Here is a 25,084-nt window from a genome sequence, read left to right as displayed (position 1 = left end):
GCTTGGGCTATGGGCAAGCGCCGCAACGCCGCAGACCGCCCGAGAAGGCGCTTGCCCTTCGGGTTGGGGTGAAATCGGGCGATTGAGCCACCCGGGCCCTTGCATGGGCATGAGCCCATGCGGCGGACCCCGGGCGCCCCACTCATCCCGATTGCACCCCAACGCGGCCTCGTTTAGATCGTAAACAGGTTCTCAGAGATTTGTGGCGGCGTTGACCCAGCTTTCTGAGCAGTTTCGGTTGTGTGCAACCACCGGCCAAAGAAAAAGGCGGGCGATCAATGATCGGCCCGCCTTTTTGAATGTTTGGTGGTGATAGGTGGACTTGAACCACCGACATCAGCATTATGAATGCTGCGCTCTAACCAACTGAGCTATATCACCGCGCGACCGATATTATAGCCGCTTGAAAAGGACCGGCGTCAGCGATGGCTGAACACCGGTTTGCGTTTATTTAAAAATGCGTCCATGCCTTCTTTCTGGTCACTGGTGGCGAAGGTTGCATGGAAAAGGCGCCGCTCAAACATCACGCCGTCGCTGAGCCCGCTTTCAAAGGCGCGGTTGATCGCCTCCTTGGCGGCCATGAGCGCGATCTGGCCGTAGCCGCAAATCATCAGGGCTGCGCCGAGCGCCTCGTCCATGAGTTTGTCCAGCGGCACCACGCGGCTGACCAGGCCGGCGCGTTCCGCCTCGGTGGCATCCATCATGCGGCCGGTCAGCGCCATGTCCATCGCCTTGGCCTTGCCGACCGCCCGTGGCAGGCGCTGCGTGCCGCCGGCGCCGGGGATGATGCCCAGCTTGATCTCGGGCTGGCCGAATTTTGCGTTGTCGGCGGCAATGATGAAATCGCACATCATGGCCAGCTCGCAACCGCCGCCCAGCGCAAAGCCGCTGACCGCTGCAATGACCGGCTTGCGGATGCTGCGGATCTGCTCCCAGTTGCGGGTGATGTAGTCGTTGTTGTAGACCTCGGCAAAGCCGTAGTTCGCCATGACGCCGATGTCAGCGCCGGCTGCAAAGGCCTTCTCGCTGCCGGTCAGGATGATGCAGCCCACGCTGTCGTCCGCATCAAACTCCTTGAGTGCGGCTCCCAGTTCATTCATGAGCTGGTCATTGAGCGCATTGAGTTGCTTGGGCCGGTTCAGGGTGATGATGCCCACTTTGCGCGTGTCGGGGCCCTGGGTAGAGATCACAATTGTTTCGTAGCTCATGGGAAGTCCTTCGTTTTGACCGATTTATCATGCCACGTTCCGGCCCGTTTTCGGCATTGCGCAAGCTTTCCGCCTGCGGCATGCCGACAGCCGTATCCAGAGGTTCAGGCCTTGGGCGCCAGCCATCGATCGACCAGTCCGGCATCCTGGACCGCCAGCCGCCAGGTGGTGAGGGCGGGCGGCATGGCCAGCTCCAGCCGCATCAATCGCTTGTCGCGCGACACCAGCGCAAAAACTTTTTTGGCTGTCCCTGCGTAGAGCAGCAGATCGTCCAGCCGGCTCATGCGCCAGCCGCCAGGGTGGCCGGCATGGCGCGTCCGCGCGCTGCCGGCGGGCTCCAGTCCCAGCCATTCATCGCCGGCCGCGAAACCAGCCTGCTCGGCAACCCCGCCACGCAATACGGCCTTGATTTGCACACTGTGGCCTTCGCCGACCCGCAGGCCCAGTCGCTGCGCCAGCTGGGCTGGCTCTTCGAATACGGCCACGCCGTGCTGCTGCAGCAGTTCTTTCAACGGAAGTTCGGCCCGGCCGTGCACCCAGCGTGCCAGTTCGGGCGCGTAGGAGCGGTGACCCAAGGCCAGAAGAGCCTGTGCAAAATCAGCCTCGCGCATGGGTCCGGCCTTGCAGTTCAGCCAGAGCGCGCGCATCACGTCGTCGAGCGTCGCGCCCGCGTTGGCGTTTTCGGCAGGCCGGCTTTCACTGCGCAATGTCAGGTCAAAACACAGGGCCACGAGCGCGCCCTTGGTGTAGTAGCTCACGGTGGCATTGGGCGTGTTTTCATCCGGCCGGTAGTACTTCACCCACGCATCAAAACTGGCCTGGGCGACCGACTGCACCAGCCGGCCCGGCGTCTGCATTACCTGGTTAATGGTTTTGTTGAGCAGTTTCAGGTAGGCCGCGTTGTCCAGCAGGCCCGCCCGACGTAGAAGAAGGTCATCGTAATAGCTGGTGAAGCCCTCAAAGAACCACAGCAGCCCGGTGTAGTTCTCGCGGTCGTAGTGGTGGTTTTCAAATTCTGCGGGGCGCAGGCGCTTGACATTCCAGGTATGGAAATACTCATGGCTGATGAGGCCGCGCAGCGTGGTGTAGCCCTCGGACGGTTTGGGTTCGCCCAGCCGCGGCAGGTCTTTGCGGTTGCAGATCAATGCTGTGGAGTTGCGGTGCTCCAGTCCGCCATAACCGTCGTCCACCGCGTTGAGCATGAACAGGTAGTTTTTATACGGCGGCTTCTTGCTGCCGTGCCAGAAACGGATTTCCGCTTCGCAAATTTTCCGGGTATCGGCCAGCAGCCGGTCACCGTCCAGTGTGGCGGCGGCACCGGCCACCACAAAGCGGTGCGGCACGCCGCAGGCGCTGAAGCTGCCGCTCCAGAAGGCGCCCATCTCCACCGGGCAGTCGACCAGCTCGTCGTAATCGGCTGCCACGTACGTGCCAAAGCCGCGTTTGTTGACCTTTTGTGCGGTCAATCCCGTGGCCACCGCCCAGCCGGCCAGCGCCTTGGGCGCCGGCAGCTCCAGCGCATGCGGCGCTTTCTCCTGCCCCTCCACTTTCAGGCACAGGCTGGTGCTATTGAAAAAGCCGCGGTCGGTGTCCAGCCAGGCGGTGCGTACCGAGTTGTCGCGTGCATGGACTTCATAGGTCAGCACCAGTGGCCGGGTTGGGTCGCACCGGATGTGCCAGGTGCATTTGTCCACTTGCTCCACCGGCAGGGGCGTGCGGCTTCCCTGTCGGGCCTCCAGGCACTGAAGGTTTTTTGAAAACTCGCGCACCAGGTAGCTGCCCGGAATCCACACCGGCAGGGCCACCCGTTGCTCGGCTGCCGGTAACGGGATGGTAAGTGTCACGCGAAACAGGTGGGCATTGGGATCGGCTACCTCCACGCGGTAATGAATGGATGTGGATGGAAGTGTTTTGTTTTTCATATTGAGGCCTGGCATGTCAGGCAAAAGAATACTCCACCCTTACGTCTGCCCCTCTCCATCCTTTCTCCCCCCTTTCGATCGAGGACAAAGAAGTAGGCGGCTTCAAAGCTGCCCCTGCGGGCGCAACGTGGGAGTCGGCTATCCGCAGCAACCTTGCGCAGCGATCCTGGATAGGGGTGCTGCAAGGCGCCGGGATGTATTTCCGGGCCTTCAGCAGGCACGGCTCAGAGCGCTGCAGGGCTTGCAAGAAGAGGCGCGTGTGGCCACTACGATCGTTTGCAGATGGCTCGTCAACTGGGGCCAGCGGCGGTGGCAGGCCCTACTTGCCGTCGGTGAGGCCTTTTTCGACCTGTTGCGCGCTGATGGCGCCGGGCACACGGGAGCCGTTGGCAAAAACCAGGGTGGGTGTTCCCGTGATTTTGTGCTTCCTGCCGAAGTCGACGTTGCGGTCAATCGACGCGGTGTCGCAGCTGGCTTTGGCCACGGGTTGGTCGCGCACCATCAGGTCCACCCAGGCCTTGGCCTTGTCTTTGGCGCACCAGATGTTTTTGGACTTGTCGGTCGAATCAGGGCCCAGGATGGGATACAAAAACATGTAAACCGTCACGTCGCTGATTTTTTGCAGGTCACGTTCAAAGCGCTTGCAATAGCCACAGTTGGGGTCTTCAAAAACCGCCATCTTGCGTTTGCCATTGCCGCGCACCACGGTAAACGCGTCCTTGAACGGCAGGGCGTCAAAATCTATCGCCGTGAGCTTTTCAACGCGTTCTTCGGTCAGGTTGCGTTTGGCACGGGTGTCAAGCAGGTGGCCCTGCAGCAAAAAGTTGCCTTCCGCATCGGTGTAGAAAATTTCGGTTTCATTGACGCGAATTTCATACAGCCCATTCATGGGGGTTTTGCTGATTTCGTCGATTTTCGAGAATGCGGGCAGTCTTTCAGCCAGGTTTTTGCGGATGGCCGCCTCCTGCGCCAGCGCACTACCCAGGCTGCACGCTATCAGGCCGGCAACGGCGATTGTTTTTACGAATTTCATTTTTTGCCTCTGCTTGTTTCGGTTACTTCGGTTGGTTCCGGTTGGCGTCATCTACCCGCGGCCTGCCGCGCGATCCAGTTCTTCAGAAGGGCGCTGCGGGCAAACCCCTTCATGCCCCAGTTGCGCAACGCCTGCCAGCGCCCATCGGTTTGCGCAAAGAGTCCGTGCAGGCCGTCTGTCACGGCGCCCATGGCGGCCACGTCTGCCTTGCGTGCCCTTTCGTATCGGCGCAGCAGTTTTTCATCCCCAAGCCCGCGCCAGTATTCACGCTCCGCAATCACCCTGGCGAGCGTGGCTGCGTCGGCCAGACCCAGGTTCAGGCCCTGCCCGGCCAGTGGGTGCACGGTGTGCGCCGCATCGCCCGCAAGTGCCCAGCCTGGTCCAACCCAATGCGCGGCGTTGGAAAGCGCCAGGGGCCAACTGGCCCTTTCGCTTGTCAAACGCAAGGTACCCGCCTCCTGGCCGCAGACGGCTTGCAGGGCGGTGCAGAATTGCTCCGGCGGCAGTCTTTCCAGGTCGCCCGCGCGCTCCACAGAAACAGACCACACCAGCGCCACAGAGTTCCCCGCCGCGCCAGATAAAGGCAAAAGCGCCAGTATGTCGCCATGGGAAAACCATTGGCGGGCGATGCCGCCATGCGGTTTGTCCGACTCGAGCCGCGCGGCGATGGCTTTTTGGGGATAGGGCTTGACGGTCCAGTGCGCGCCGAATTCATCGCGGCTGCTGCTCCTGTGGCCTTCACAGATCACGGTGAGCGCCGCTTTGGCTGGCGTCTTCACCATTTCAATCTGGGGCTGGTAGCGCACCGCCTGGATCAGCTGCTCTTCGAGTGCCGGTACATCGACGATCCAGGCCAGTGCCCGTTCCGTTTCGCCGGCGTCCAGGCTTAGCGCCGTGAAATCCAGCTTGCCGCCGTCGTCCCCCCACACCTGCATCTCCAGAACGGGTGTGGCAAAAGGCGCTTCGGGCCAGGCCCGCAGTGTTTCCAGCACCCGGCGGGAGGCGCTGTTCAGCGCGTACGCCCGCACATCGGCTGCGGCCTGCGCTGCGGGCGCCCTGTCGGGCCGTGTGACCAGCGCCACGCGCAAACGCTCGCGCGCCAGCAGCAAGGCCAGTGTGCGACCCACCACACCGTCGCCGCGAATACAGACATCAAAGGGCTTGGACATCCCTCATTTTAGAAGGCAGTGCAAAATTGATGCTTCAAAGCATGTCTGCCAGATGGGTCAAAACAGGCATAAAGCAGGCTTTAGGCAGGCTTTCGACGGCCATTCAGCTGGCATCAAGCGGGTATTAAGCGGGTATTCATCCCGAATTCAAAAGGACTGATCAAAGTGAGCGATTCATTGAACGACGCGGGGATGAACACTGCCGATACACCGTCGGACCTGACCGCGGTCATCTCGCAGCTGTGTGTGTACCCGGTGAAATCCTGCGCCGGGGTGAGTGTGCAGGAAGCCATCCTGACCGAAACGGGCCTGGAATTTGACAGGGCCTGGATGGTGGTGGACGGGGAGGGCGCGTTCCTCACGCAGCGCGAATTGCCGCGCATGGCGCTGATTCAACCTCAACTCAAGTACCACGAAATGGTGCTGCGCGCCCCCGGCATGCTGGCCCTGCATGTCGCTTTGGACGAGGTGGAGGGCCCGGTGCGGGTGCGGGTCTGGGACGATGAGGTCGCCGCTTATGACATGGGCGCCATCGCGGCCCAGTGGTTCACCGATTTTCTCGGCACCCCGGCGCGGCTGGTGCGCTTTGACCCCGAGCACAAAAGAGTCTCCAGCCGTCAGTGGACCGGCGATGTGGAGGCGCTCAACCAGTTCAGCGACGGTTATTCGCTGCTGGTCCTGAGCGAAGCGTCGCTGGACAACCTCAATGCAAGGCTGCGCGCCTCGGGCGCTGCCGCAGTGGGGATGGCGCGCTTTCGGCCCAATATTGTGCTGGGCAAGGCAGGCGACAGCGAATTCGGGCCGCACGACGAAGACCGGCTCGACCTGCTGCAGATCGCCACGGAACAGGGTGCGGTGCAGCTCAAGCCGGTCAAGCCTTGCCCGCGTTGTCCGATTCCCAACATTGACCCGGCCACGGCCATCAGCAGCCCGGAGGTCACAGACATGCTGCAAACCTACCGCCAAGACGCGCGGGTCGATGGCGCGCTGACCTTCGGCATGAATGCCATCGTTTTGCGCGGCACCGATCACCTGCTCAGGGTCGGCCAGACGGTCAGTGCCAACTACCGCTTTGATTGAGGCCTTTTGAGCAGTCCGGTTTTAGCCTGAACACCATCGCCGGCCTCATCGGGCGGCCGGTGGGGCTCGTTCCGGGCCACAGGGCCCGCGGCGGGCCCCCGCCCCCTTTGAGGAGGCGCCGGGAACGTCCGTTAACGGTCATCGAATACACTTCCGGATCTGTTTTTGAAGGTTTGTCATGAGTTTGAAGTGCGGCATCGTAGGCTTGCCTAACGTCGGAAAATCCACCCTGTTCAATGCGTTGACCAAAGCGGGGATCGCGGCCGAAAACTATCCTTTTTGCACGATTGAGCCCAATGTAGGCATCGTGGAAGTGCCTGACCCCAGGCTGGCCCAATTGTCTGAAATCGTCAAGCCCGAACGTGTTGTTCCCGCAATCGTCGAGTTTGTGGACATTGCCGGCCTGGTGGCAGGCGCCAGCACTGGTGAAGGCCTGGGCAACAAATTCCTGGCGCACATTCGCGAGACCGACGCCACCGTCAATGTGGTGCGCTGCTTTGAAGACGACAACGTGATTCATGTGGCCGGCAAGGTGGACCCGATCTCCGACATTGAAGTGATCCAGACCGAACTGTGCCTGGCCGACCTGGCGGCGGTTGAAAAAGCCCTGCATCGGGTGACCAAGACTGCACGCTCGGGCGACAAGGAGTCCGTCAAGCTGGTGGCCATTCTTGAAAAATGCCAGGCTGCGCTCAACGAGGGCAAGCCCGTGCGCACCGTGGATTTCAGCAAGGAAGAGCTGCCGCTGCTGGCGCAGTTTTTCCTGATCACCGCCAAGCCCGCGATGTTCGTGGCCAACGTGGCGGAAGATGGATTTGAGAACAACCCGTTCCTGGATCGCCTGAAAGCCTACGCAACCGCGCAAAAGGCCCCCGTGGTGGCAATCTGCGCGAAGATGGAGGCCGAAATGGCCGACATGGACGAAGAAGATAAAAAAATGTTTCTCGCTGAAATCGGCCAGGACGAACCCGGGCTGAACCGCCTGATCATGGCCGCCTACAAGCTGCTGGGCCTGCAGACTTACTTCACGGCAGGCGTGAAGGAAGTGCGCGCCTGGACCATCCATGTGGGCGATACCGGCCCGCAAGCCGCCGGCGTGATTCACACCGATTTTGAGAAGGGCTACATTCGTGCCCAGACGATTGCATTTGATGACTTCATCACCTTCAAGGGTGAGCAGGCCGCCAAAGACGCTGGCAAGATGCGCAGTGAAGGCAAGGATTACGTCGTCAAGGATGGCGACGTGATGAACTTCCTGTTCAGCAGCTAACTGGCCGATAACCGCCCGGCAGGGGATCTTTCAGGCCTCTTGTCATGGTCATCGCAGAACGAGGGCCGAAAGCTGATTTTTGATGGCCATCGGGCGCTTCCTGCCCACCGTACTCACCGGGACGATTTTTTCCATGGAACCTGTACGCCTCGCCAAACGTCTTGCTGAAATGCTGTCCTGTTCGCGCCGTGAGGCAGAGCAGTACATCGAAGGCGGCTGGGTCACGGTCGACGGCGTGGTGGTGGAAGAACCCCAGTTCCGCGTGCTGGACCAGACCATCGAATTGTCAAAAGACGCCAGTCTGCTGGCCCTCGCGCCGGTTACGTTGCTGCTGCACAAACCGGCGGGCCACGAGGCAGCGCTGGACGCACCGGCAGGCGGTGGCGTCCCCTCCGCCGTCGGGCTTCTGGTTGCCGCGAACCAGTCGCCGGACGACCGGTCCGGCATTCGTCCGCTCAAAAAACATTTTTCCGCCGCTGAGTTGGTCACGCCCCTGGCGACGGCGGCCAGCGGGCTGGTGGTGTTCACCCAGGATTGGCGTGTGGCACGCAAGCTTCGCGAAGATGCTGGTGTGCTTGAGCATGAGGTGATCGTGGAGGTGACGGGCGAGATCAAGCCCGGCGGCCTGGAGCGCCTGAACCGCGTTGACCATGGCTTCACCTTCCATGGCGTGCTGCTGCCGCCGGCCAAGGTGAGCTGGCAAAGCGAGGCGCGCCTGCGTTTTGCGCTCAAGGGCGAGCGGCCCGGGCAGGTGGCCTATATGTGCGAAAGCGTCGGGCTCCGGGTGGAGGCCATGAAGCGCCTGCGCATTGGCCGTGTACCCATGAGCAACCTGCAGCCCGGCCAATGGCGCTACCTGTTGCCCCACGAGCGGTTTTGAGGCGGGCCCGATCGCCCCGGATGGCAGGCGGGAAGGCCGCCGTTCAGGGGCCGATCACACCGGGAAATGCCCAGATCAAGGTGCCCGTCATCAAAAAGTAGCGTACAAACTTGCCGACTGCCATGTAGGCCAGGCAGGGCCAGAAGGGAAACTTGAGCCAGCCGGCGACAGCGCACAGCGGGTCTCCCACAACAGGCAGCCAGGCGAACAGGCAGGCTTTGGGCCCGAGTTTTTCCAGCCAGCGAATGGCGTGTCCATGGTGTGACGAATGTTTGTATTTGTCGACCACCTTGTGCGCACCGTAGCCCATCCACCAGTCAACGGCGCCGCCCAGGGTGTTGCCGGCACTGGCGACCAGCACCACCGGCCAGAACATCTCAGGGTTGAGCTTGACGAGGCCGAACACCACGGGCTCGGAACCCAGCGGTAACAGCGTGGCGGAGATGAACGACACCACAAACACCGTGCTCAGACCATATTCCGGCAAGGCAAGGAGTTTTACGATGTGGTGGATCCAGGTTTCCATAAGCGTTGGAGCATAAGCGTTGGAGTATAGGCAGCAGCCAGCGCAAGTTCTGCAGGCAGGCCTGTCGGCAGGGCGCTTACAAAATCCCATATGCAAATTTCAATTGCTGAAATATTAGGCAGCTACAATCATGCCTTCGGTTTTCAGCAATCAGCGCCCCCATTTTTTCCATGAACATTGGCCCCTACGCTTTGGCAAACAGACTGTTTGTTGCGCCCATGGCTGGTGTGACGGACCGGCCGTTCCGCCAGCTGTGCAAAAAGCTGGGGGCGGGCTATGCGGTCAGCGAGATGGTGACCTCGCGCCGCGATCTATGGGATAGCCTCAAGACCTCACGTCGCGCCAACCATGTGGGCGAAGCTGCGCCAATTGCGGTACAGATTGCCGGCACCGACGCGCAGATGATGGCCGAAGCCGCGGCCTACAACGTGGATCGCGGCGCACAAATCATCGACATCAACATGGGTTGCCCGGCCAAGAAGGTGTGCAACAAATGGGCCGGCTCGGCCCTGATGCAGGACGAAACGCTGGCGCTGCAAATTGTGCAGGCCGTCGTTGCCGCCTGCGCGCCCCATGGCGTTCCCGTCACCCTCAAGATGCGCACCGGCTGGTGCCAGGCCCACAAAAATGCCCTGGTGATTGCGCGCGCGGCTGAAAGTGCCGGCGTGCAGATGGTCACCGTGCACGGCCGCACGCGCGAGCAGGGTTACAAGGGGTTGGCCGAATATGACACCATTGCCGCGGTGAAGTCTGCCCTGCGCATTCCGGTGGTGGCCAACGGCGACATCAGCAGTCCCGAAAAGGCCCGCGATGTGCTGGCTTACACCGGTGCCGATGCCGTGATGATTGGTCGTGCGGCGCAGGGACGGCCCTGGATTTTTCGCGAGATTGCACATTTCATGGCCACCGGCACGCATCTTGCGCCGCCGCTGGTCGCGGAAGTCAAACGCCTGTTGCTCGACCATCTGCTGGATCACTATGATCTGTATGGCGGCTACACCGGCGTGCGCACGGCGCGCAAGCACATCGGCTGGTATGTCAGGACCTTGCCGGGGGGTGAAGTGTTTCGCGCAAAGATGAATCTGCTGGAAGACTGCGACGCGCAGTTGCGCGCGGTCGGGGGGTTTTTCGAGGAGCTTGGCGACCGGATGGACCGCATTCCGGCAATCGGAGACGCCGGGAACGGGCCGGGGCAGGCATGGACGAACAAAGATAAAAATCAGGAGGAAGCTGCTGCATGAGCAAAAAGCACATAGAAGAGTGCGTACGCACCAGTCTGGAAGGGTATTTCAGGGACTTGCGCGGTACCGATCCCGACGGCATGTACGACATGATGGTCCGGGTGGTTGAAAAACCCCTGCTGGAAGTGGTCATGCAGCATGCCGAGCAAAACCAGTCGCGTGCCGCCGAATGGCTGGGGCTGAACCGTAACACCCTTCGCAAGAAGCTGGTCGAGCACAAGCTCATCAAATAAGCCCTTCACTTTTCACCGTCCGGTTTTCCGGACCTGCATTTCTTCAAAGACAAAAAATGAACGCATTGATCTCCGTCTCCGACAAGACCGGCATCCTCGAATTCGCCCAGTCGCTGCATGCGCTGGGCGTCAAGCTGATTTCCACCGGCGGCACGGCAAAATTGCTGGCCAATGCCGGCCTGCCGGTGACCGAGGTGGCGGAACTCACGGGCTTTCCGGAAATGCTCGACGGTCGCGTCAAGACGCTGCATCCCAAGGTGCATGGTGGACTGCTAGCACGGCGCGATGTGCCCGAGCACATGGCCGCCCTGAAAGCGCACCAGATCGACACGATTGACCTGCTGGTCGTCAACCTCTATCCGTTTGAGGCGACGGTGGCCCAGGCCGGCTGCACGCTGGAAGACGCGATTGAAAACATCGACATCGGTGGTCCGGCCATGGTGCGCTCGGCCGCCAAAAACTGGAAAGACGTGGGTGTGTTGACCGATGCCTCGCAGTACGCAGGGGTTCTGGACGAACTCAAGGCCGGTGGCAAGCTGACGGACAAGACCAAATTCGCCCTGTCGGTGGCGGCTTTCAACCGCATCAGCCAGTACGACGGCGCCATCAGCGACTATCTTTCCGGCATTCAGGCCGACGGCACGCACAGCCTGTTCCCGGGCCAGGCCAACGGCCGTTTCATCAAGGTGCAGGATTTGCGTTATGGCGAAAACTCGCACCAGCAGGCCGCGCTGTACCGGGATTTGTACCCGGCGCCAGGCTCCCTCGTGACGGCCAGGCAGTTGCAGGGCAAAGAACTCTCCTACAACAACATTGCCGATGCCGACGCCGCCTGGGAATGTGTCAAGAGCTTTGATTTCCTCAAGGATGGTGCCGCCTGCGTGATCGTCAAGCATGCCAACCCCTGTGGCGTGGCCGTGGGCAAGGACGGGCTGGAGGCCTACAGCAAGGCCTTCAAGACCGACCCCACATCCGCGTTCGGCGGCATCATCGCCTTGAACTGTCCTCTCGACGAGCACGCCGCGCTGCAAATTTCAAAGCAGTTTGTCGAAGTGCTGATGGCGCCGGCCTTTTCGCCCGAAGCGCTGGAAGTGTTCAAAGCCAAGGTCAACGTGYGGATTCTGCAGATTGACCTGCCGCCCGGCGGCGACACGGCGTGGAAGCAGGGCCGCAATTTGATCGACGTCAAGCGTGTGGGTTCAGGCCTTCTGATGCAGACTGCGGACAACCACGCGCTGGCCATCGGCGAGCTGAAGGTCGTCAGCAAGCTGCAGCCGACGCAGGAGCAACTGCATGACATGCTGTTTGCGTGGAAGGTCGCGAAATACGTGAAATCCAACGCCATCGTGTTCTGCTCGGGCGGCATGACGCTGGGTGTGGGTGCGGGCCAGATGAGCCGTATCGACTCGGCACGCATCGCCTCGATCAAGGCTGCGAACGCCGGCCTGACGCTGCAGGGTTCAGCGGTTGCCAGCGATGCGTTCTTTCCCTTCCGCGACGGGCTTGATGTGGTGGTGGATGCGGGGGCGACCTGCGTCATCCAGCCAGGTGGCAGCATGCGCGATGATGAGGTGATCGCCGCGGCCAACGACCGCGAGGTGGTGATGGTGCTGACCGGTGTGCGGCACTTCAGGCACTGAGAGGCGTTTGCCTGATCAGGAAAAGCGCTGGCCCCGATTAAATGGGCATCGTCAGCCATTGATCAGCTATTGAATTGATCGCGGGCTAGCGCAGATTGAGGCGGGTCATTTTGATGTTGGGCTGCGGGCTCTCAGGACCCAGCCGGAAGTTGACGACCTGATGCGCTGTTCCGGTCCCGATCTTCGGTGATGCCGCGACGCCCGGGCAGGTCCATCCGCCGGGTATTCAGCGAAAGAACGCCTCACCTCATGAGGCCAGTTCAGCTCCCGGCAAAAAACTTTGCGGCAGCATCCACGGTGGCATCAATATCCGCCGCGCTGTGCGCCGAGCTGACAAAGCCGGCTTCGTACAGCGCCGGCGCGTAGTACACCCCGCTGGCCAGCATGGCGTGAAAAAAGCGGTTGAAGGCCGGGCCATCGGTCGTCATGACCGTGGCGTAGTTTTGAGGCAGTTGCCCGAGCAGGAAAAAACCGAACATGCCTCCCTCGCTGTCACCGCAAAAAGGCACGCCCGCCTTGTTGGCCGCCTGCGTGAGGCCTGCGACCAGGCTGCGCGTGCGCTCCCCCAGTGCTTCGTAAAAACCGGGTTTCTGGATCTCGTGCAAGGTGGCCAGGCCGCAAGCGGTGGCCACCGGGTTGCCCGACAGCGTACCGGCCTGGTAGACCGGGCCCAAAGGCGCCAGCTGTTCCATCACGGCGCGGGTCCCGCCAAAGGCCGCCAGCGGCATGCCGCCGCCAATCACCTTGCCGAGCACCGTCATGTCGGGCTTGAAACCGGGAATACTTTTGGCGTACACGCTTTGCGCGCCACCGAGGGCCACGCGAAAGCCGGTCATGACTTCGTCAAATACCAGCAGCGCACCATGCTGGGTACATAGCTCGCGGCAACGCTTCATGAAAGGAATGCTGGCCCGCACGAAATTCATGTTGCCGGCAATCGGCTCGATCATCAGGCAGGCGATGGCGTTGCCATGCAGGGCGAAGGCCTCTTCCAGCTGGGCCAGGTGGTTGTATTCGAGCACCAGGGTGTGCTGCACCACCTCGGGCGGTACACCGGCGCTGGTCGGGTTGCCGAAGGTGGCCAGGCCGGAGCCGGCTTTCACCAGCAGGGCGTCGGCGTGGCCGTGGTAGCAGCCCTCAAACTTGATGATCTTGCTGCGGCCGGTTGCGCCGCGCGCCAGGCGGATGGCGCTCATGGCCGCTTCGGTACCGGAACTCACCAGCCGCACCATCTCGAGGGACGGCACCAGGCGCACAAGCTCCTCGGCCAGCTCCACTTCGCGCTCCGTCGGTGCGCCATACGAGAAACCGTCCAGCAGCGCTTTCTGGACGGACGCCAGCACGGCGGGATGTCCGTGCCCCAGAATCATCGGCCCCCACGAGCCGATGTAGTCGATGTAGCGCTGGTCGTCGGCATCCCAGAAGTAGGCGCCCTGGGCGCGCTGCACAAAGCGCGGCGTGCCCCCCACGGCCTTGAACGCCCGGACCGGTGAATTCACGCCTCCGGGAATCAGCTTTTTGGCGCGCTCAAACAACTCGGTGTTGCGGGAGTGCTCGGGAGTGTGGGGCTTAATGTTTCGTGGTTCCATTGGGCGGCAGGTCAAAAGGGGGCTTGGACGTCAGTGCGGCATCGTCTGGCGTGTCGCCTGCTTCGTCTTCGGATTCTTCATCATCGACATCGGCCTGTGCCCAGAACAGACGGTCCGGCACGATGTTGCCCATGCCGGGGTGAAAACCGGCATCCAGGCTGTGATCAAGGTAGGTCAAGGCTTCGGCGGTGGCGGCCTGCAGATCGTGGCCATTGGCCAGCAGGGCCGAAAGGGCGGCAGACAGCGTTTCGCCGGCACCGGAAAATACCGCCTCGAAGCGCTCGAATTTTTCGCTGTACAACACCGCTTGCGGCGTGGCAAGCACGTTGTCGATGAACTGGTCCGGCAGGGGAATGCCGGTCACCAGCGTGTAGGGCACGCCCAGGTCGGCCGCGGCCTTGGCAATGTCGCGGGCCGAGGGGTTGCGCTCGCCCGGCCAGTCAGGCAGCAACCAGCGCCACAGGCTGCTGTGGTTGCCGACCAACACCGTCGTCTGCGGCAGCATCAACTCGCGAAAGGCATCGAGGTAGCTGTCAATCTCGCTTTCGTCCCACCATGACAGGTTGGGCATGTAAGCGATAAGCGGTACATCGGCATAGTCGGTCGCGATCTCGGCGATGGTGCTGATGTTTTCCGGGCTGCCGACAAAGCCGACCTTGATGGCCGACACCGGCATGTCTTCGAGTGCGGATCGCGCCTGGTCGGTGACAGCCTCTTCGTCGAATGCAAAATGATCAAAAATCTCCGCGGTGTCGCGCACGTAGGTGCCGGTGACGACAGCCAGCGGATGAGCTCCTGCGGATGTAATCGCCGTTATGTCTGCCGCCAGCCCGCCCGCTCCGCTCGGATCGTTGGCATTGAATGTCATGACGCATGCCGGAGACGCGTCGCTGTCCTCGGTTTGCAGTTGCCGACTGTCCAGTGAAGAGGTGTTGGGGTTTGCCATAGGCTGCGATTTTGCCTTGTACGCGAATAAGCAACGCCGCCTCGATACAATTGTTGCATTCTATTCGAAGGCAACTTAAGCTGTGACTCAATCAATGACGTGGATGTGTTTGATCTGTGGGTGGATTTATGATGAAACTGCTGGTGCGCCCGAGCATGGCATTGCCCCGGGAACACCGTGGGCCCAAGTGCCCATGAACTGGACCTGCCCGGAATGCGGAGCGCGTAAAGAAGATTTCGAAATGGTTCAGATATAGGCGTTTGGGCACCTGCCTGAACAGTCCAGTCGCCGCCTGGTGCTATCGTGCCGGGGGTCCGCAAAAACAGGAGCAAAGGCAGTGAGCATTCCCAATTCCGGATTGAAGGTCCTGGTCATCGATGACAGCAATACGATCCGGCGCAGCGCCGAAATCTTCCTCAAGCAGGGAGGTCACGAAGTATTGCTGGCCGAAGATGGCTTTGACGCCCTCTCCAAGGTCAACGACTACGAGCCCGACCTGATTTTTTGCGACATTTTGATGCCTCGACTGGATGGCTATCAAACCTGTGCGATTATCAAGCGCAATGCGAAGTTTTCGGGTGTACCCATTGTGATGCTGTCCTCCAAGGATGGCGTGTTCGACAAGGCGCGGGGTCGCATGGTGGGTTCACAGGACTACCTGACCAAGCCTTTTACCAAAGATCAGCTGCTGCAGACCGTTCAGGCGCTTGGCAGTGCAAAACAAGGAGTAGTTTGATGGCGATTAAGAAAATATTGGTAGTTGATGACTCCAAGACTGAGTTGATGTATCTGACCGATCTGCTGGTCAAGAATGGTTTCACCGTCAAAACCGCAGAAAACGCGGAAGACGCCTTTCGCCGCCTGGCCGAAGACAAGCCGGAACTGATTCTGATGGACGTGGTGATGCCAGGGCAAAACGGCTTCCAGCTGACCCGCGCCATCACGCGCGATCCCCTTTATTCGGACATCCCCATCATGATGTGCACCAGTAAAAATCAGGAAACCGACCGGGTGTGGGGCATGCGTCAGGGGGCTCGCGACTACATCACCAAGCCTGTGGATGCGGATGAGTTGATGGCCAAAATCAAAGCCCTTGGCTGATCACACGCATAAAACCAGAGCATGGCGAACAGACAAGCCCTCAGAGAGCTACAAACCCGGCTGGCCGACAGGTTGCAGGTTGCGCGAACGCAGGGCGTTGCTGCATCCTGGCTGGCCGTGGAGGCTGGCGGAAGGAACTACCTGTTTCCCCTGAGCCAGTCCGGTGAAATTTTTCCATGGGTTCACACGCAGACGGTCCCTTACACCCAGGCCTGGTTTGCCGGTGTTGCCAATTTGCGCGGCGGCCTCTTTGGCGTGGTTGACCTGGCAAGCTATGTGAGCGGCGAGGCACCGCCTCCGAAGACCGAACTTGCGCGCACGGAGTCGAGGCTTGTTGCGCTCAACAGTGCACTTGAAGTCAATTGCGCCCTGCTGATCGACAGGCTGGCCGGTTTGCGCAAGCAGGATGCCTTCATCGATTTCTCCGAGAAGGCGCCTGACGCGCCCGAATTTTTTGGCAACCAGTACGTTGACCTCAATGGTGCAAGCTGGCAGGAAATCAATCTTCAGCTGCTTGCCCAGCAAGCTCATTTTTTGACGATCGGCGCATAGCGCGCACGTGTTTCTCCCGGAAGGCTCCCCCATGTCTGTTATTGAAAATATCCAGAAGCTGTTTAAACCGAAGTCTGTCCAGCCCGAAGACAGCATGGACATGGCTTCCGTGGGTATGCCCGGTGATCCCCTTGGCTCCACCGTGGGCGGAGCCGCCTCCCTCAATGCCGCAACCATGCGCCAGATGGACGGCAACCTGGATGCCTTTGCACCGAGCCGGGTGGCGGCAACCGAGGAGGGCGAGTCGGTGGAAAGTCCCGACCTGCTCTCGCTGCCCCTGCTGGGTCGCCGTACCATAGGCCAGCACCAGAGAATTCTGGTGGGCTTGCTGGCTCTGGCGGTGGTGGTGTTGGGTACCGTGACCTTCCTGGCGCTGAACCAGGCCGACAAGGTCGCCCAGCAGGTGGCGGCAACCGGTCAGTCACTGATGCAGTCGCAGCGTCTGGCGAAGTCTGTATCGCAGGCTCTGGTGGGCAGTGCCCAGGCTTTCCCCGATGTGCGCGAGAGCTCGGACGTGCTGGCCAAAACCGTGCGCGGCCTGAAGTCCGGCGAGGACAGCTTGCGCCTGGCGCCGGTTGCCGATGTATTGCAGCCGGACGTTGAAAAGGTCACGCCCTTCATGGAGCGGGCCGAGAAAAATGCCAAAACCGTGATGGGTCAGCAAAACATCCTGACGCAGGTGGGCAACGCGCTGCGCACCATTAACCGTCAGTCTTCCGATTTGCTGGAAATCGCCGAAACCGTATCCTCGCTCAAGCTCCAGCAGAATGCGGCGCCCGCTGAAATTTCAGCGTCCGGCCAGCTGGTGATGTTGACCCAGCGGATCGGCAAGTCTGCCAACGAGTTCCTGACCATGGAAGGTGTGAGCCCCGAGGCTGTGTTCCTGCTGGGCAAGGATTTGAACTCCTTCAAGGAAATTGCCCAGGGTCTGCAGGATGGCAGTCCCGAACTGCGCCTGACCGGCTCCAAAGACCCGCAGACCCGCGAGCGGCTGGAGGCCTTGATGGCGCTTTATGAGCAGACGCGCGTGCAGGCGGGCGCCATTTTGGGCAATTTGCAGGGTCTGGTGTCGGCCCGCGAAGCCCAGTCTTCGATCATTGCGGACAGTGAGCCGCTGCGTCGTGGCCTTGAGGATCTGCAGGGCAAGCTGTCTTCCCAGACCGGCCTGGGCGTCGGGGCGTTGACGATTCTGGTTATTGCGGCGGCCTTCGCGCTGCTGTGCGCGGCAGGTCTGGCCCGTTTGCAGGTGCAGGACAGCCAGCAGCGGCAGGCGGTTGCCGAGACGCAGCGACAGGAAGCCAAAAGCCAGGAGCAGGACGCCAAGCGCGTCAACGACGCCAACCAGGCTGCCATTTTGCGCCTGATGAACGAGTTGCAGACGGTGGCTGAGGGCGATCTGACCCAGGAAGCGACGGTGACCGAGGACATTACCGGCGCCATTGCCGACTCGGTGAATTACACGGTGGAGGAGTTGCGCCAGCTGGTGGGTAACGTGCAGAACACGGCGACCCGGGTGGCGCAGACGACGGCGCAGGTGGAAAGCACATCCACGGAGCTGCTGGCAGCGTCGACCGAACAGCTGCGCGAGATTCGCGAGACTGGCCAGTCGGTGCTTGACATGGCGTCCCGAATCAACGAAGTGTCCACCCAGGCGCAGGAATCTTCCCAGGTGGCGCGCCAATCGCTGACGGCCGCTGAATCCGGCTTGCAGGCGGTGCAAAACGCGATCGGTGGTATGAACTCCATCCGGGACCAGATTCAGGAAACCTCCAAACGGATCAAGCGGCTGGGTGAATCGTCCCAGGAGATTGGCGAGATTACCGAGCTGATCTCGGACATTACCGAGCAAACCAACGTCCTGGCGCTGAACGCGGCCATTCAGGCGGCGTCAGCCGGTGAAGCCGGACGTGGCTTCTCGGTGGTTGCCGAAGAGGTGCAGCGACTGGCCGAACGTTCTGCCGATGCGACGCGCCAGATTTCGGCGCTGGTGAAAGCGATTCAGACCGACACCCAGGATGCGGTAGCCGCCATGGAGCGCTCCACGCAGGGTGTGGTTGAGGGAGCCAAGCTGTCCGATAACGCCGGTACGGCACTCACTGAAATTGACCAGGTGTCACGCCGCCTTGCCGACCTGATTGAGCAGATTTCCAATTCAGCATCCCGGGAAGCCGCATCGGCCAACGTGGTGGCCGGTAACATCCAGCACATTTTTGCCGTGACGGAGCAAACCGGAGAAGGTACCCGTTCTACGGCACAGCAGGTGCGTGACCTTTCCCGGATGGCCGAAGAGCTGCGCCAGTCAGTGTCCCGATTCAAAATCGCCTGATGACAGCCTGTTGTGCGTTGACAGCAACCCCAGCCTTTGCCACTGATTCCTGAACCGGCCCGTTACCTATGCAATCCAACGTCCCGAATTCAAAAGCTGCCGAGCCTGACCTCGCCGTCAACGATCTGGGTCCACTGGCTTGGGTGCTGGACGAACTTCGCAAGTCACTGGAGGGTGCGGCCAAGGCGCTCAAGCGCTTTGTTCGGGACGCCGAGGCCGCACGGGGTTCCGATCTCGCGGCGATTGACGCGAACCAGTTGCGGATCGCGCGCCAGCAGTTGCACCAGGCTGTAGGTGCGCTGGAGATGGTGGGGCTGCCAGGGCCCGCGCTGGTGCTGCGTGCCATGGAAGCCGCGGTGCAGAAGTTTGTGCAGCAACCTGAGCAATGCAGTCAGGATGCCGCTGCCAGGATTGAGCGTGCCAGCTTTGCGTTGACGGAATACCTCGAAGGTGTGCTGGCGGACAAGCCCGTGTCTGCGGTTTCACTGTTCCCGCAGTATCGCGAAGTCCAGGAACTGGTGCGTGCGGACCGCATCCACCCTGCCGACTTGTGGCCCTTTGAGTGGCGCTGGCTCGAGCCTGAGCTGGCCGCGATGGCTGAACCCCGGAACTACGACAGCGGCGCGCGTGCCTTGCTGGACCAGTCGGTGCTCCAGCTCATGAAGGGCAAAGCGCCCGAGGCTGCCCGGAATCTCAAGGACTTGAGTCTTGGCTTTTCTGCCAGGCAAGCCGATCGCCAGCCCCGGATTTTCTGGAAAATTGCGGCGGCTTACTTTGAAGCTGTCGAGCATGATTTGCTGGGCTCTGATCTGTATGTCCGGCGCGCTGCGTCCCGGATATTGCTTCAATATGCCTCGCTGGGAAAAGGCGATGTGGCGATATCGGACCGGTTGGTGCTGGATCTGCTCTTTTTCTGCGCGCAGGCGGTTTCCACTCAGGCCGCTGATACCCCGGTACTGTCCGCCGTTCGATCGGTGTATGGTCTCAACCGGTTCAAACCGGTCGATTACGAACTTGTTCAGTTTGGCCGCTTCGATCCGGCACTGCTGGCTCAAGCGCGCAAACGGATCACCTCGGCCAAGGAGACATGGTCGTCACTTTCTGCCGGGGATGCCAGCAAGTTCAAGACGGTGGTCGACCAATTCAGCCTGGTGACCGATTCCCTGCTCAAACTCCATCCACCGAGCGAGCCTTTTGCAAAAGCCCTGACCCGTGCGATCGAAACCACGGTTCGCTCCGGCCAGCCACCGGGTATTGAGTTGGCCATGGAGGTGGCGACCTCGGTGCTTTATCTGGAAGCTGCCTTTGACGACCTGGATCCCAACGATCCCCAGTTGACCGTGCGAACGGCCAATCTGGCAGAACGTCTGGAGGGTGTCCGGGCCGGTGGTGAGCCGCAGCCGATGGAAGGCTGGATGGAGGAGTTATACCGCCGTGTCAGCGACAAGCAGACCATGGGCAGTGTGGTGGGTGAGTTGCGCGTATCTCTGGGCGAGCTCGAAAAGTCACTGGATGTGTTCTTTCGCAACCCGCAGGACAAGACCGCACTGCAGGCGGTACCCGGGCAGCTCTCACAGATGCGTGGTGTGTTGTCGGTGCTGGGGCTTGACCAGGCATCCCATGCGGTTTTACGCATGAAGGAGAGCGTGGAGCAAATGCTCGTCACCGAAATCGATGAGCAATTGGTGCGATCCGCCGGCACATTTGATCATCTCGGCAATAACCTCGGTGCACTGAGTTTTCTGATTGACATGCTCAATTACCAGCCAGTGCTGGCGAAAAAGCTGTTTGTCTATGATGAAGAAAAAGGCGAACTCAAGCCGCTGATGGGCCGCACGCAAAGCCCGGCGAGCGCAGCTTCTGCCGTGACGGTGAACAGCGATCTGCTGTCGCGTGAACTGATCTCGGTGGTGCAGGACGCGGGGGGTGGCGGGGGCGATGGAAACCTCACGGGCAGACTGGATGCGTTGGCCACACATGCGGCGCTGGCCGAACAGCCTGCCCTGGCCCAGAGCGCCCGTGAGGCGGCGAAGGCCGTGTCGGCCAACAATGCCGACGCCACCGCTGTTGCGTTGACATCGCTGGCATCCTCGATGACGCAGGAGGCGCCAGCCGCGCCGGCCGGTCCGCTCGCTTCGGCAGATTTTGAAGAAGATGACTTGCGCGATATTTTCCTTGAAGAGGCGCGCGAGGTCGTCGGCAACGGCCAGGAAGCGCTTTTGGCGTTGGCAAGCGATCCCGGCGATGTTTCCCAGCTGACGGTGCTGCGGCGCGCATTTCACACGCTCAAAGGCAGCTCGCGAATGGTCGGACTCAACGAGTTCGGTGAAGCAGCATGGTCGCTCGAACAAATGCTCAATAGCTGGTTGGCGGACCAAAAAACGGCGACCGATGCGTTCAAGAGCCTGGCCACGGAGGCCATGAACGGCTTTGCAAAGTGGATTGAAGATATTGCCGCGAACGAGGATGCTTCGTGGTCCGCCTCTGCCTTCAGCAGCAGTGCTGACGCCATGGGTACCTCCGGGCGCTACGTCCCGTTGAACCTGTTTGTGTCGGTTGAAGCGCCTGGCCCTGCCCCAACCGTCGATGACACGGCAACGGCTGGAACGCTTGAACTGCCAGAACTTCAACTGGAGTCTGGCACACCTGACCCTGTCAGCGTCGGCAGTGAAACACCTGCCGACGTAGCCGTTGAATCTCCTTTTGAGTTCAATCTCGACTTTGACGATGCTATTGCTGCCGCAGCGCCGGTCGTCGTGGCTGTCGGACAGGCAGGCGCACCTGCAATGGATATCGATATCGAAGGCATTGATTTCGACAGCCTTTCTGCGCTTTCTGCGGAGAGCGATGCGCCGGCCGATTCTGCCCAGCGTGTGGCTGAGGGTGAGCTTTTGAGCCTGTCGCTCGAATCCGAGTCCGGGCAGGCGGTTGAATTGTCGGTGGAAGAGTTTGACAAGCACTTCCAACTGGACGCTGTGGATGCTGTAGACGTTGTGGACATTCTGATGCCTGACCTGGCTATACCCGCCGGGTTTGAAATTCCTTCCGCCGAACTGCTTGCAGCCGTGCCCGAGGTCGTTGATGCGACCGTGAGTTTTGAGGAGGTTGAGCCTGTTCCGCCGCAAATTGACGAAGCCCCGGCGGCGCTGGACATTGCGGCGTTTCAGGATTCCCTCAGTGATCTTTTGCAGGTCGACGGCAATGGTGATGAGCAGGTCAAGGTCATTGGGGCGCTGCGCATAGGCATCCCTCTTTACAACGTCTATTTGAACGAGGCTGATGAGTGGTCGCGCCGACTGGTCMTGGAAGTCGCCGAATGGGTGATTGAGCGCCACCAGCCGGTCAGTGATTCCACGGTGGCGCTTGCCCACTCCCTCGCGGGCAGTTCTGCGACGGTCGGGTTTTATGCATTGTCGGAAATGGCCCGGGCGCTCGAACATGCACTGCAGCAGTCCCAGGCTCACCACCGCAATGGCGCCGCCAAGTATGGCCAGGTCTTCGTGGATGCGGCGGAAGATATACGCCGGTTGCTGCACCAGTTTGCCGCCGGCTTCCTCAAGGAGTCCGACAGCGGCGTGCTTGAACGCTTGCGGCAACTTGACTTCTTTGACTCGGTTCTGCCCCCTGCGGGCGAATCTTCCGAGCTTGACTTCCCATTTGAAGCCCCGCCGGCCGAGGAGGTCAGCATTGAGCCGACTCAACCGCGGGAAGCTGAAGCTGAAATCGCGGACGCCAGCATGGCGGTGGCGTCAGGTCCGATCGTGCCACCCCCGGCATCCCCAGTAGTCATCGCTTCGCCGGTGCGGCTGGTGCCACCAGCGCCTGTTTTGGTGTCGACTGCGACCAGGGCCTCCATGGCCGCCGCAGCCGCCGCACGCCGGGATGAGGAAGACGAAGACGACATCGACGCGATTGACGCCATCGATCCTGATCTGTTTCCGATTTTTGAAGAGGAAGGCGCAGAGCTCATGCCCCAACTGGGCGGCGCGCTGCGGCAATGGTCGGCCCGGCCCGACAACCTGGGTGCACGCATGGAGGTTCTGCGCGCTCTGCATACGCTCAAGGGCAGTGCCCGTCTGGCGGGCGCCTTGCGGCTGGGTGAAATGGCTCACCGCATTGAATCGGAAATCGAGCATCTGGGGTCCGACGCCGCAGTCACCCAGGATTTCGAATCGCTGTTGACGCGTTTTGACGCCATGCAGGCCACTTTCGAAGACTTGCGACGTGCAGACGCCGCGGCTGCTGCAGTGCCCTTGACTCCCCTGGCTGCCGTTGAGCCGCCAGCCGAGGCCGCAGCCCCTGTGGCGTCAACAATTTCGGAGGACGCCCAACAGTCCCCGGCCAAGGAGCCTGCTGCAGCTGACGCAAGCAACAGCATCAGTGCCATCAGTACCAGCGCCAGCGCCGGGAAACTGGCCATCCCCGCGCCGCAGGCCATGGCCATGCAGCCCCTGCGCCAGGCGGCAACAGCTTCCATCCGTGTGCGATCCCAGTTGCTTGACCGGATGGTCACCCAGGCGGGTGAAGTCATGATCACGCGGTCCCGCCTGGAAGCCGAACTCGGCCAGCTGCGCGGTTCGCTGAATGACATGAGCGGTAACTTGAACCGTTTGCGCCAGCAGCTGCGCGATATTGAATTGCAGGCTGAAACGCAGATGCAGTCGCGACTGGCGCAGGCCAAGGAGGCTCAGGCCGGATTTGATCCGCTCGAGTTTGACCGGTTCACCCGCGTGCAGGAGTTGACGCGCATGATGGCCGAGTCGGTCAATGACGTGGCAACCGTGCAGCGTACCCTGCAGCGTACGGTGGAAGCCACCGAGGATGACCTGATTGCACAGGCCCGCCAGACCCGCGAATTGCAGCGCGACCTGCTGCGCACGCGCATGGTGGAGTTTGAAGGGATTTCCGAGCGTCTGTACCGTGTGGTGCGGCAAGCCTCCAAGGAAACCGGCAAGCAGGTGAAGCTGGACCTGCTGGGTGGCACCATCGAGATGGACCGCGGCATGCTGGACCGCATGACGCCCGCGTTTGAGCATTTGCTGCGCAACTGCGTGGCACATGGTATTGAAGACCCGCAGGTTCGTGCCGAAGCCGGCAAGGACCCTGTGGGGCTCATCACCGTTCATCTGCGCCATGAGGGCAACGACGTTTCGGTGGATTTCAGCGATGACGGCGCCGGCCTGAATCTGCAGCGCATTCGCGAGAAGGCCGTGAGCCTCGGGCTGGTGACGCCAGAACAATCCCTGGATGACCAGGAAGCCGCCAACCTGATTTTCACGGCTGGTTTTACGACTGCCGCACAGGTGACCGAACTTGCCGGGCGTGGCATCGGCATGGATGTGGTTCGCGCGGAGGTCAACGCACTGGGCGGCCGGATTGAAACCACTACCGTGTCCGGCAAGGGGACGCACTTCAAACTGGTGCTGCCATTGACCACTGCAGTGACCCAGGTGGTGATGATTCGAGCCGGCAAGCAGTCGGTGGGCGTGCCGGCCAATGTGGTCGAAACCGTGCGCCGCGCTACTGCCAAGGAACTGCAGCAGGCCTATAACAGCGGCACGCTTGAGGTCGCTGGCGAAGCCGTCCCCTTCTTCTGGTCGGGTGCATTGCTGCAAGCTTCGCACCACAGCAGCGAGACCCAGGGCAAGACCACGCCGGTGGTTATTTTCCGAAGTGCGGCCCAGCGCATGGCCTTGCATGTCGATGAAGTGCTGGGCAACCAGGAGGTCGTGGTGAAAAACCTGGGGCCGCAGCTGTCGCGCCTGCCGGGTTTGGCGGGCATGTCTGTGCTGGCTTCGGGTGCCGTCGTGCTGATCTACAACCCGGTCGCGCTGGCTTCCGTGTATGGCCAGCAGGCACGGGCCTGGAGTACTGACCGGGCGGAGCCGCACATGCTCGAGGAGCTGGGTAGCGGCGCCGACAAGGCGGTTGCACTGCTTCCTGCCGCACCGCAAATCCCCCTGATCCTGGTGGTTGACGACTCGATTACCGTGCGGCGTGTCACGCAGCGCCTGTTACAGCGCGAAGGTTACCGGGTGGCCATGGCGGCCGACGGCCTGCAGGCCCTCGAAAGGTTGCAGGAAGAGCGGCCTACGGTGGTCTTGTCGGATATTGAAATGCCGCGCATGGATGGTTTTGATCTGGCGCGTAACATCCGTGCCGATGTACGCCTCAACAGCCTGCCCATCATCATGATCACTTCACGGATTGCCGAGAAGCATCGCGAGCATGCCAAGGAGCTGGGGGTGGACCACTACCTGGGAAAACCTTATTCCGAAGAAGAGTTGATGAGCCTGGTGCGTCATTACTGCGCAGCAGACATCCCTGCGTCTGCATAAAAGTAAGAGGCAGCCTTGCCATGCCGGGAG

General features: G+C 61.1%; 19 protein-coding genes and 1 tRNA gene. 12 read left to right on the top strand and 8 right to left on the bottom strand.

Annotated features, from left to right (window positions below; genetic code table 11):
• Positions 1-304: 304 nt before the first annotated feature.
• The 5 genes from AC1DUB_RS03710 to AC1DUB_RS03690 form a co-directional block, all read right to left on the bottom strand.
• Positions 305-381: transfer RNA gene (locus AC1DUB_RS03710), tRNA-Met, on the bottom strand.
• Positions 382-419: 38 nt separating this feature from the next.
• The gene (locus tag AC1DUB_RS03705) at positions 420-1,208 is read right to left on the bottom strand and encodes an enoyl-CoA hydratase (RefSeq protein WP_477728353.1); all 789 of its coding nucleotides are present in this window, start codon (positions 1,206-1,208) and stop codon (positions 420-422) included.
• A 104-nt stretch (positions 1,209-1,312) separates the two neighbouring features.
• A complete protein-coding gene (locus tag AC1DUB_RS03700; RefSeq protein WP_477728352.1) occupies positions 1,313-3,130 on the bottom strand; it encodes a M61 family metallopeptidase in 1,818 nt (605 codons plus the stop codon).
• 319 nt (positions 3,131-3,449) lie between these two features.
• A complete protein-coding gene (locus tag AC1DUB_RS03695) occupies positions 3,450-4,163 on the bottom strand; it encodes a DsbC family protein (protein WP_477728351.1) in 714 nt (237 codons plus the stop codon).
• 47 nt (positions 4,164-4,210) lie between these two features.
• Positions 4,211-5,332, bottom strand: a complete 1,122-nt coding sequence (locus AC1DUB_RS03690) for an FAD-dependent monooxygenase (RefSeq protein ID WP_477728350.1) — start codon at positions 5,330-5,332, stop codon at positions 4,211-4,213.
• 192 nt (positions 5,333-5,524) lie between these two features.
• Here AC1DUB_RS03690 and AC1DUB_RS03685 point away from each other — a divergent pair, with 192 nt between their 5' ends.
• The 3 genes from AC1DUB_RS03685 (at position 5,525) to AC1DUB_RS03675 (ending at position 8,562) form a co-directional block, all read left to right on the top strand.
• Complete coding sequence (locus AC1DUB_RS03685; protein ID WP_477728372.1) at positions 5,525-6,412, top strand: MOSC domain-containing protein; 888 nt, start codon at positions 5,525-5,527, stop codon at positions 6,410-6,412.
• Between the two features lie 178 nt (positions 6,413-6,590).
• A complete protein-coding gene (ychF, locus tag AC1DUB_RS03680; protein WP_477728349.1) occupies positions 6,591-7,682 on the top strand; it encodes a redox-regulated ATPase YchF in 1,092 nt (363 codons plus the stop codon).
• A 133-nt stretch (positions 7,683-7,815) separates the two neighbouring features.
• On the top strand, positions 7,816-8,562 hold the full coding sequence (locus tag AC1DUB_RS03675; protein WP_477728348.1) for an rRNA pseudouridine synthase: 747 nt from the start codon (positions 7,816-7,818) through the stop codon (positions 8,560-8,562).
• A 43-nt stretch (positions 8,563-8,605) separates the two neighbouring features.
• Here AC1DUB_RS03675 and AC1DUB_RS03670 read toward each other — a convergent pair whose 3' ends face one another.
• Positions 8,606-9,088: a YqaA family protein gene (locus AC1DUB_RS03670; RefSeq protein ID WP_477728347.1), complete on the bottom strand. Its 483-nt coding sequence runs from the start codon at positions 9,086-9,088 to the stop codon at positions 8,606-8,608.
• 170 nt (positions 9,089-9,258) lie between these two features.
• On the opposite strand from AC1DUB_RS03670, the gene dusB reads away from it, so the two are divergent.
• The 3 genes from dusB to purH are packed head-to-tail and all read left to right on the top strand — an operon-like array spanning position 9,259 to position 12,202.
• The gene (dusB, locus tag AC1DUB_RS03665; RefSeq protein ID WP_477728346.1) at positions 9,259-10,329 is read left to right on the top strand and encodes a tRNA dihydrouridine synthase DusB; all 1,071 of its coding nucleotides are present in this window, start codon (positions 9,259-9,261) and stop codon (positions 10,327-10,329) included.
• The gene (locus AC1DUB_RS03660) at positions 10,326-10,562 is read left to right on the top strand and encodes a Fis family transcriptional regulator (RefSeq protein WP_011482085.1); all 237 of its coding nucleotides are present in this window, start codon (positions 10,326-10,328) and stop codon (positions 10,560-10,562) included. The genes dusB and AC1DUB_RS03660 overlap by 4 nt, the downstream gene beginning before the upstream one ends.
• Positions 10,563-10,618: 56 nt before the next feature.
• Positions 10,619-12,202 (top strand): bifunctional phosphoribosylaminoimidazolecarboxamide formyltransferase/IMP cyclohydrolase, encoded by a 1,584-nt coding sequence (gene purH, locus AC1DUB_RS03655; RefSeq protein ID WP_477728345.1) that lies wholly within the window; start codon positions 10,619-10,621, stop codon positions 12,200-12,202.
• Between the two features lie 260 nt (positions 12,203-12,462).
• Here purH and hemL read toward each other — a convergent pair whose 3' ends face one another.
• Together hemL and thiD are read right to left on the bottom strand one after the other, a co-directional pair.
• A complete protein-coding gene (gene hemL / locus AC1DUB_RS03650) occupies positions 12,463-13,791 on the bottom strand; it encodes a glutamate-1-semialdehyde 2,1-aminomutase (protein ID WP_477728344.1) in 1,329 nt (442 codons plus the stop codon).
• Positions 13,772-14,737: a bifunctional hydroxymethylpyrimidine kinase/phosphomethylpyrimidine kinase gene (gene thiD / locus AC1DUB_RS03645; RefSeq protein ID WP_477728343.1), complete on the bottom strand. Its 966-nt coding sequence runs from the start codon at positions 14,735-14,737 to the stop codon at positions 13,772-13,774. The genes hemL and thiD overlap by 20 nt, the downstream gene beginning before the upstream one ends.
• Positions 14,738-14,819: 82 nt before the next feature.
• Between thiD and AC1DUB_RS03640 the strand changes: the two genes are divergently transcribed.
• From AC1DUB_RS03640 to AC1DUB_RS03615, 6 genes are all read left to right on the top strand, one after another.
• Entirely contained in the window at positions 14,820-14,993 is a 174-nt protein-coding gene (locus AC1DUB_RS03640; RefSeq protein ID WP_477720636.1) for a rubredoxin, read from the top strand.
• Between the two features lie 81 nt (positions 14,994-15,074).
• Positions 15,075-15,473 (top strand): response regulator, encoded by a 399-nt coding sequence (locus tag AC1DUB_RS03635; protein ID WP_477720635.1) that lies wholly within the window; start codon positions 15,075-15,077, stop codon positions 15,471-15,473.
• Entirely contained in the window at positions 15,473-15,838 is a 366-nt protein-coding gene (locus tag AC1DUB_RS03630) for a response regulator transcription factor (RefSeq protein WP_477720634.1), read from the top strand. Before AC1DUB_RS03635 ends, AC1DUB_RS03630 begins: the two co-directional genes overlap by 1 nt.
• A 21-nt stretch (positions 15,839-15,859) precedes the next feature.
• Complete coding sequence (locus AC1DUB_RS03625) at positions 15,860-16,390, top strand: chemotaxis protein CheW (protein WP_477720633.1); 531 nt, start codon at positions 15,860-15,862, stop codon at positions 16,388-16,390.
• Positions 16,391-16,421: 31 nt separating this feature from the next.
• Positions 16,422-18,716, top strand: a complete 2,295-nt coding sequence (locus AC1DUB_RS03620) for a methyl-accepting chemotaxis protein (RefSeq protein WP_477720632.1) — start codon at positions 16,422-16,424, stop codon at positions 18,714-18,716.
• A gap of 68 nt (positions 18,717-18,784) precedes the next feature.
• The gene (locus AC1DUB_RS03615) at positions 18,785-25,054 is read left to right on the top strand and encodes a hybrid sensor histidine kinase/response regulator (protein WP_477728342.1); all 6,270 of its coding nucleotides are present in this window, start codon (positions 18,785-18,787) and stop codon (positions 25,052-25,054) included.
• The last annotated feature ends 30 nt before the right edge of the window (positions 25,055-25,084 follow it).

The sequence above is a fragment of the Polaromonas sp. P4_F9 genome (assembly GCF_056401235.1).
This window is presented reverse-complemented; position numbering and strand designations above follow the sequence as displayed.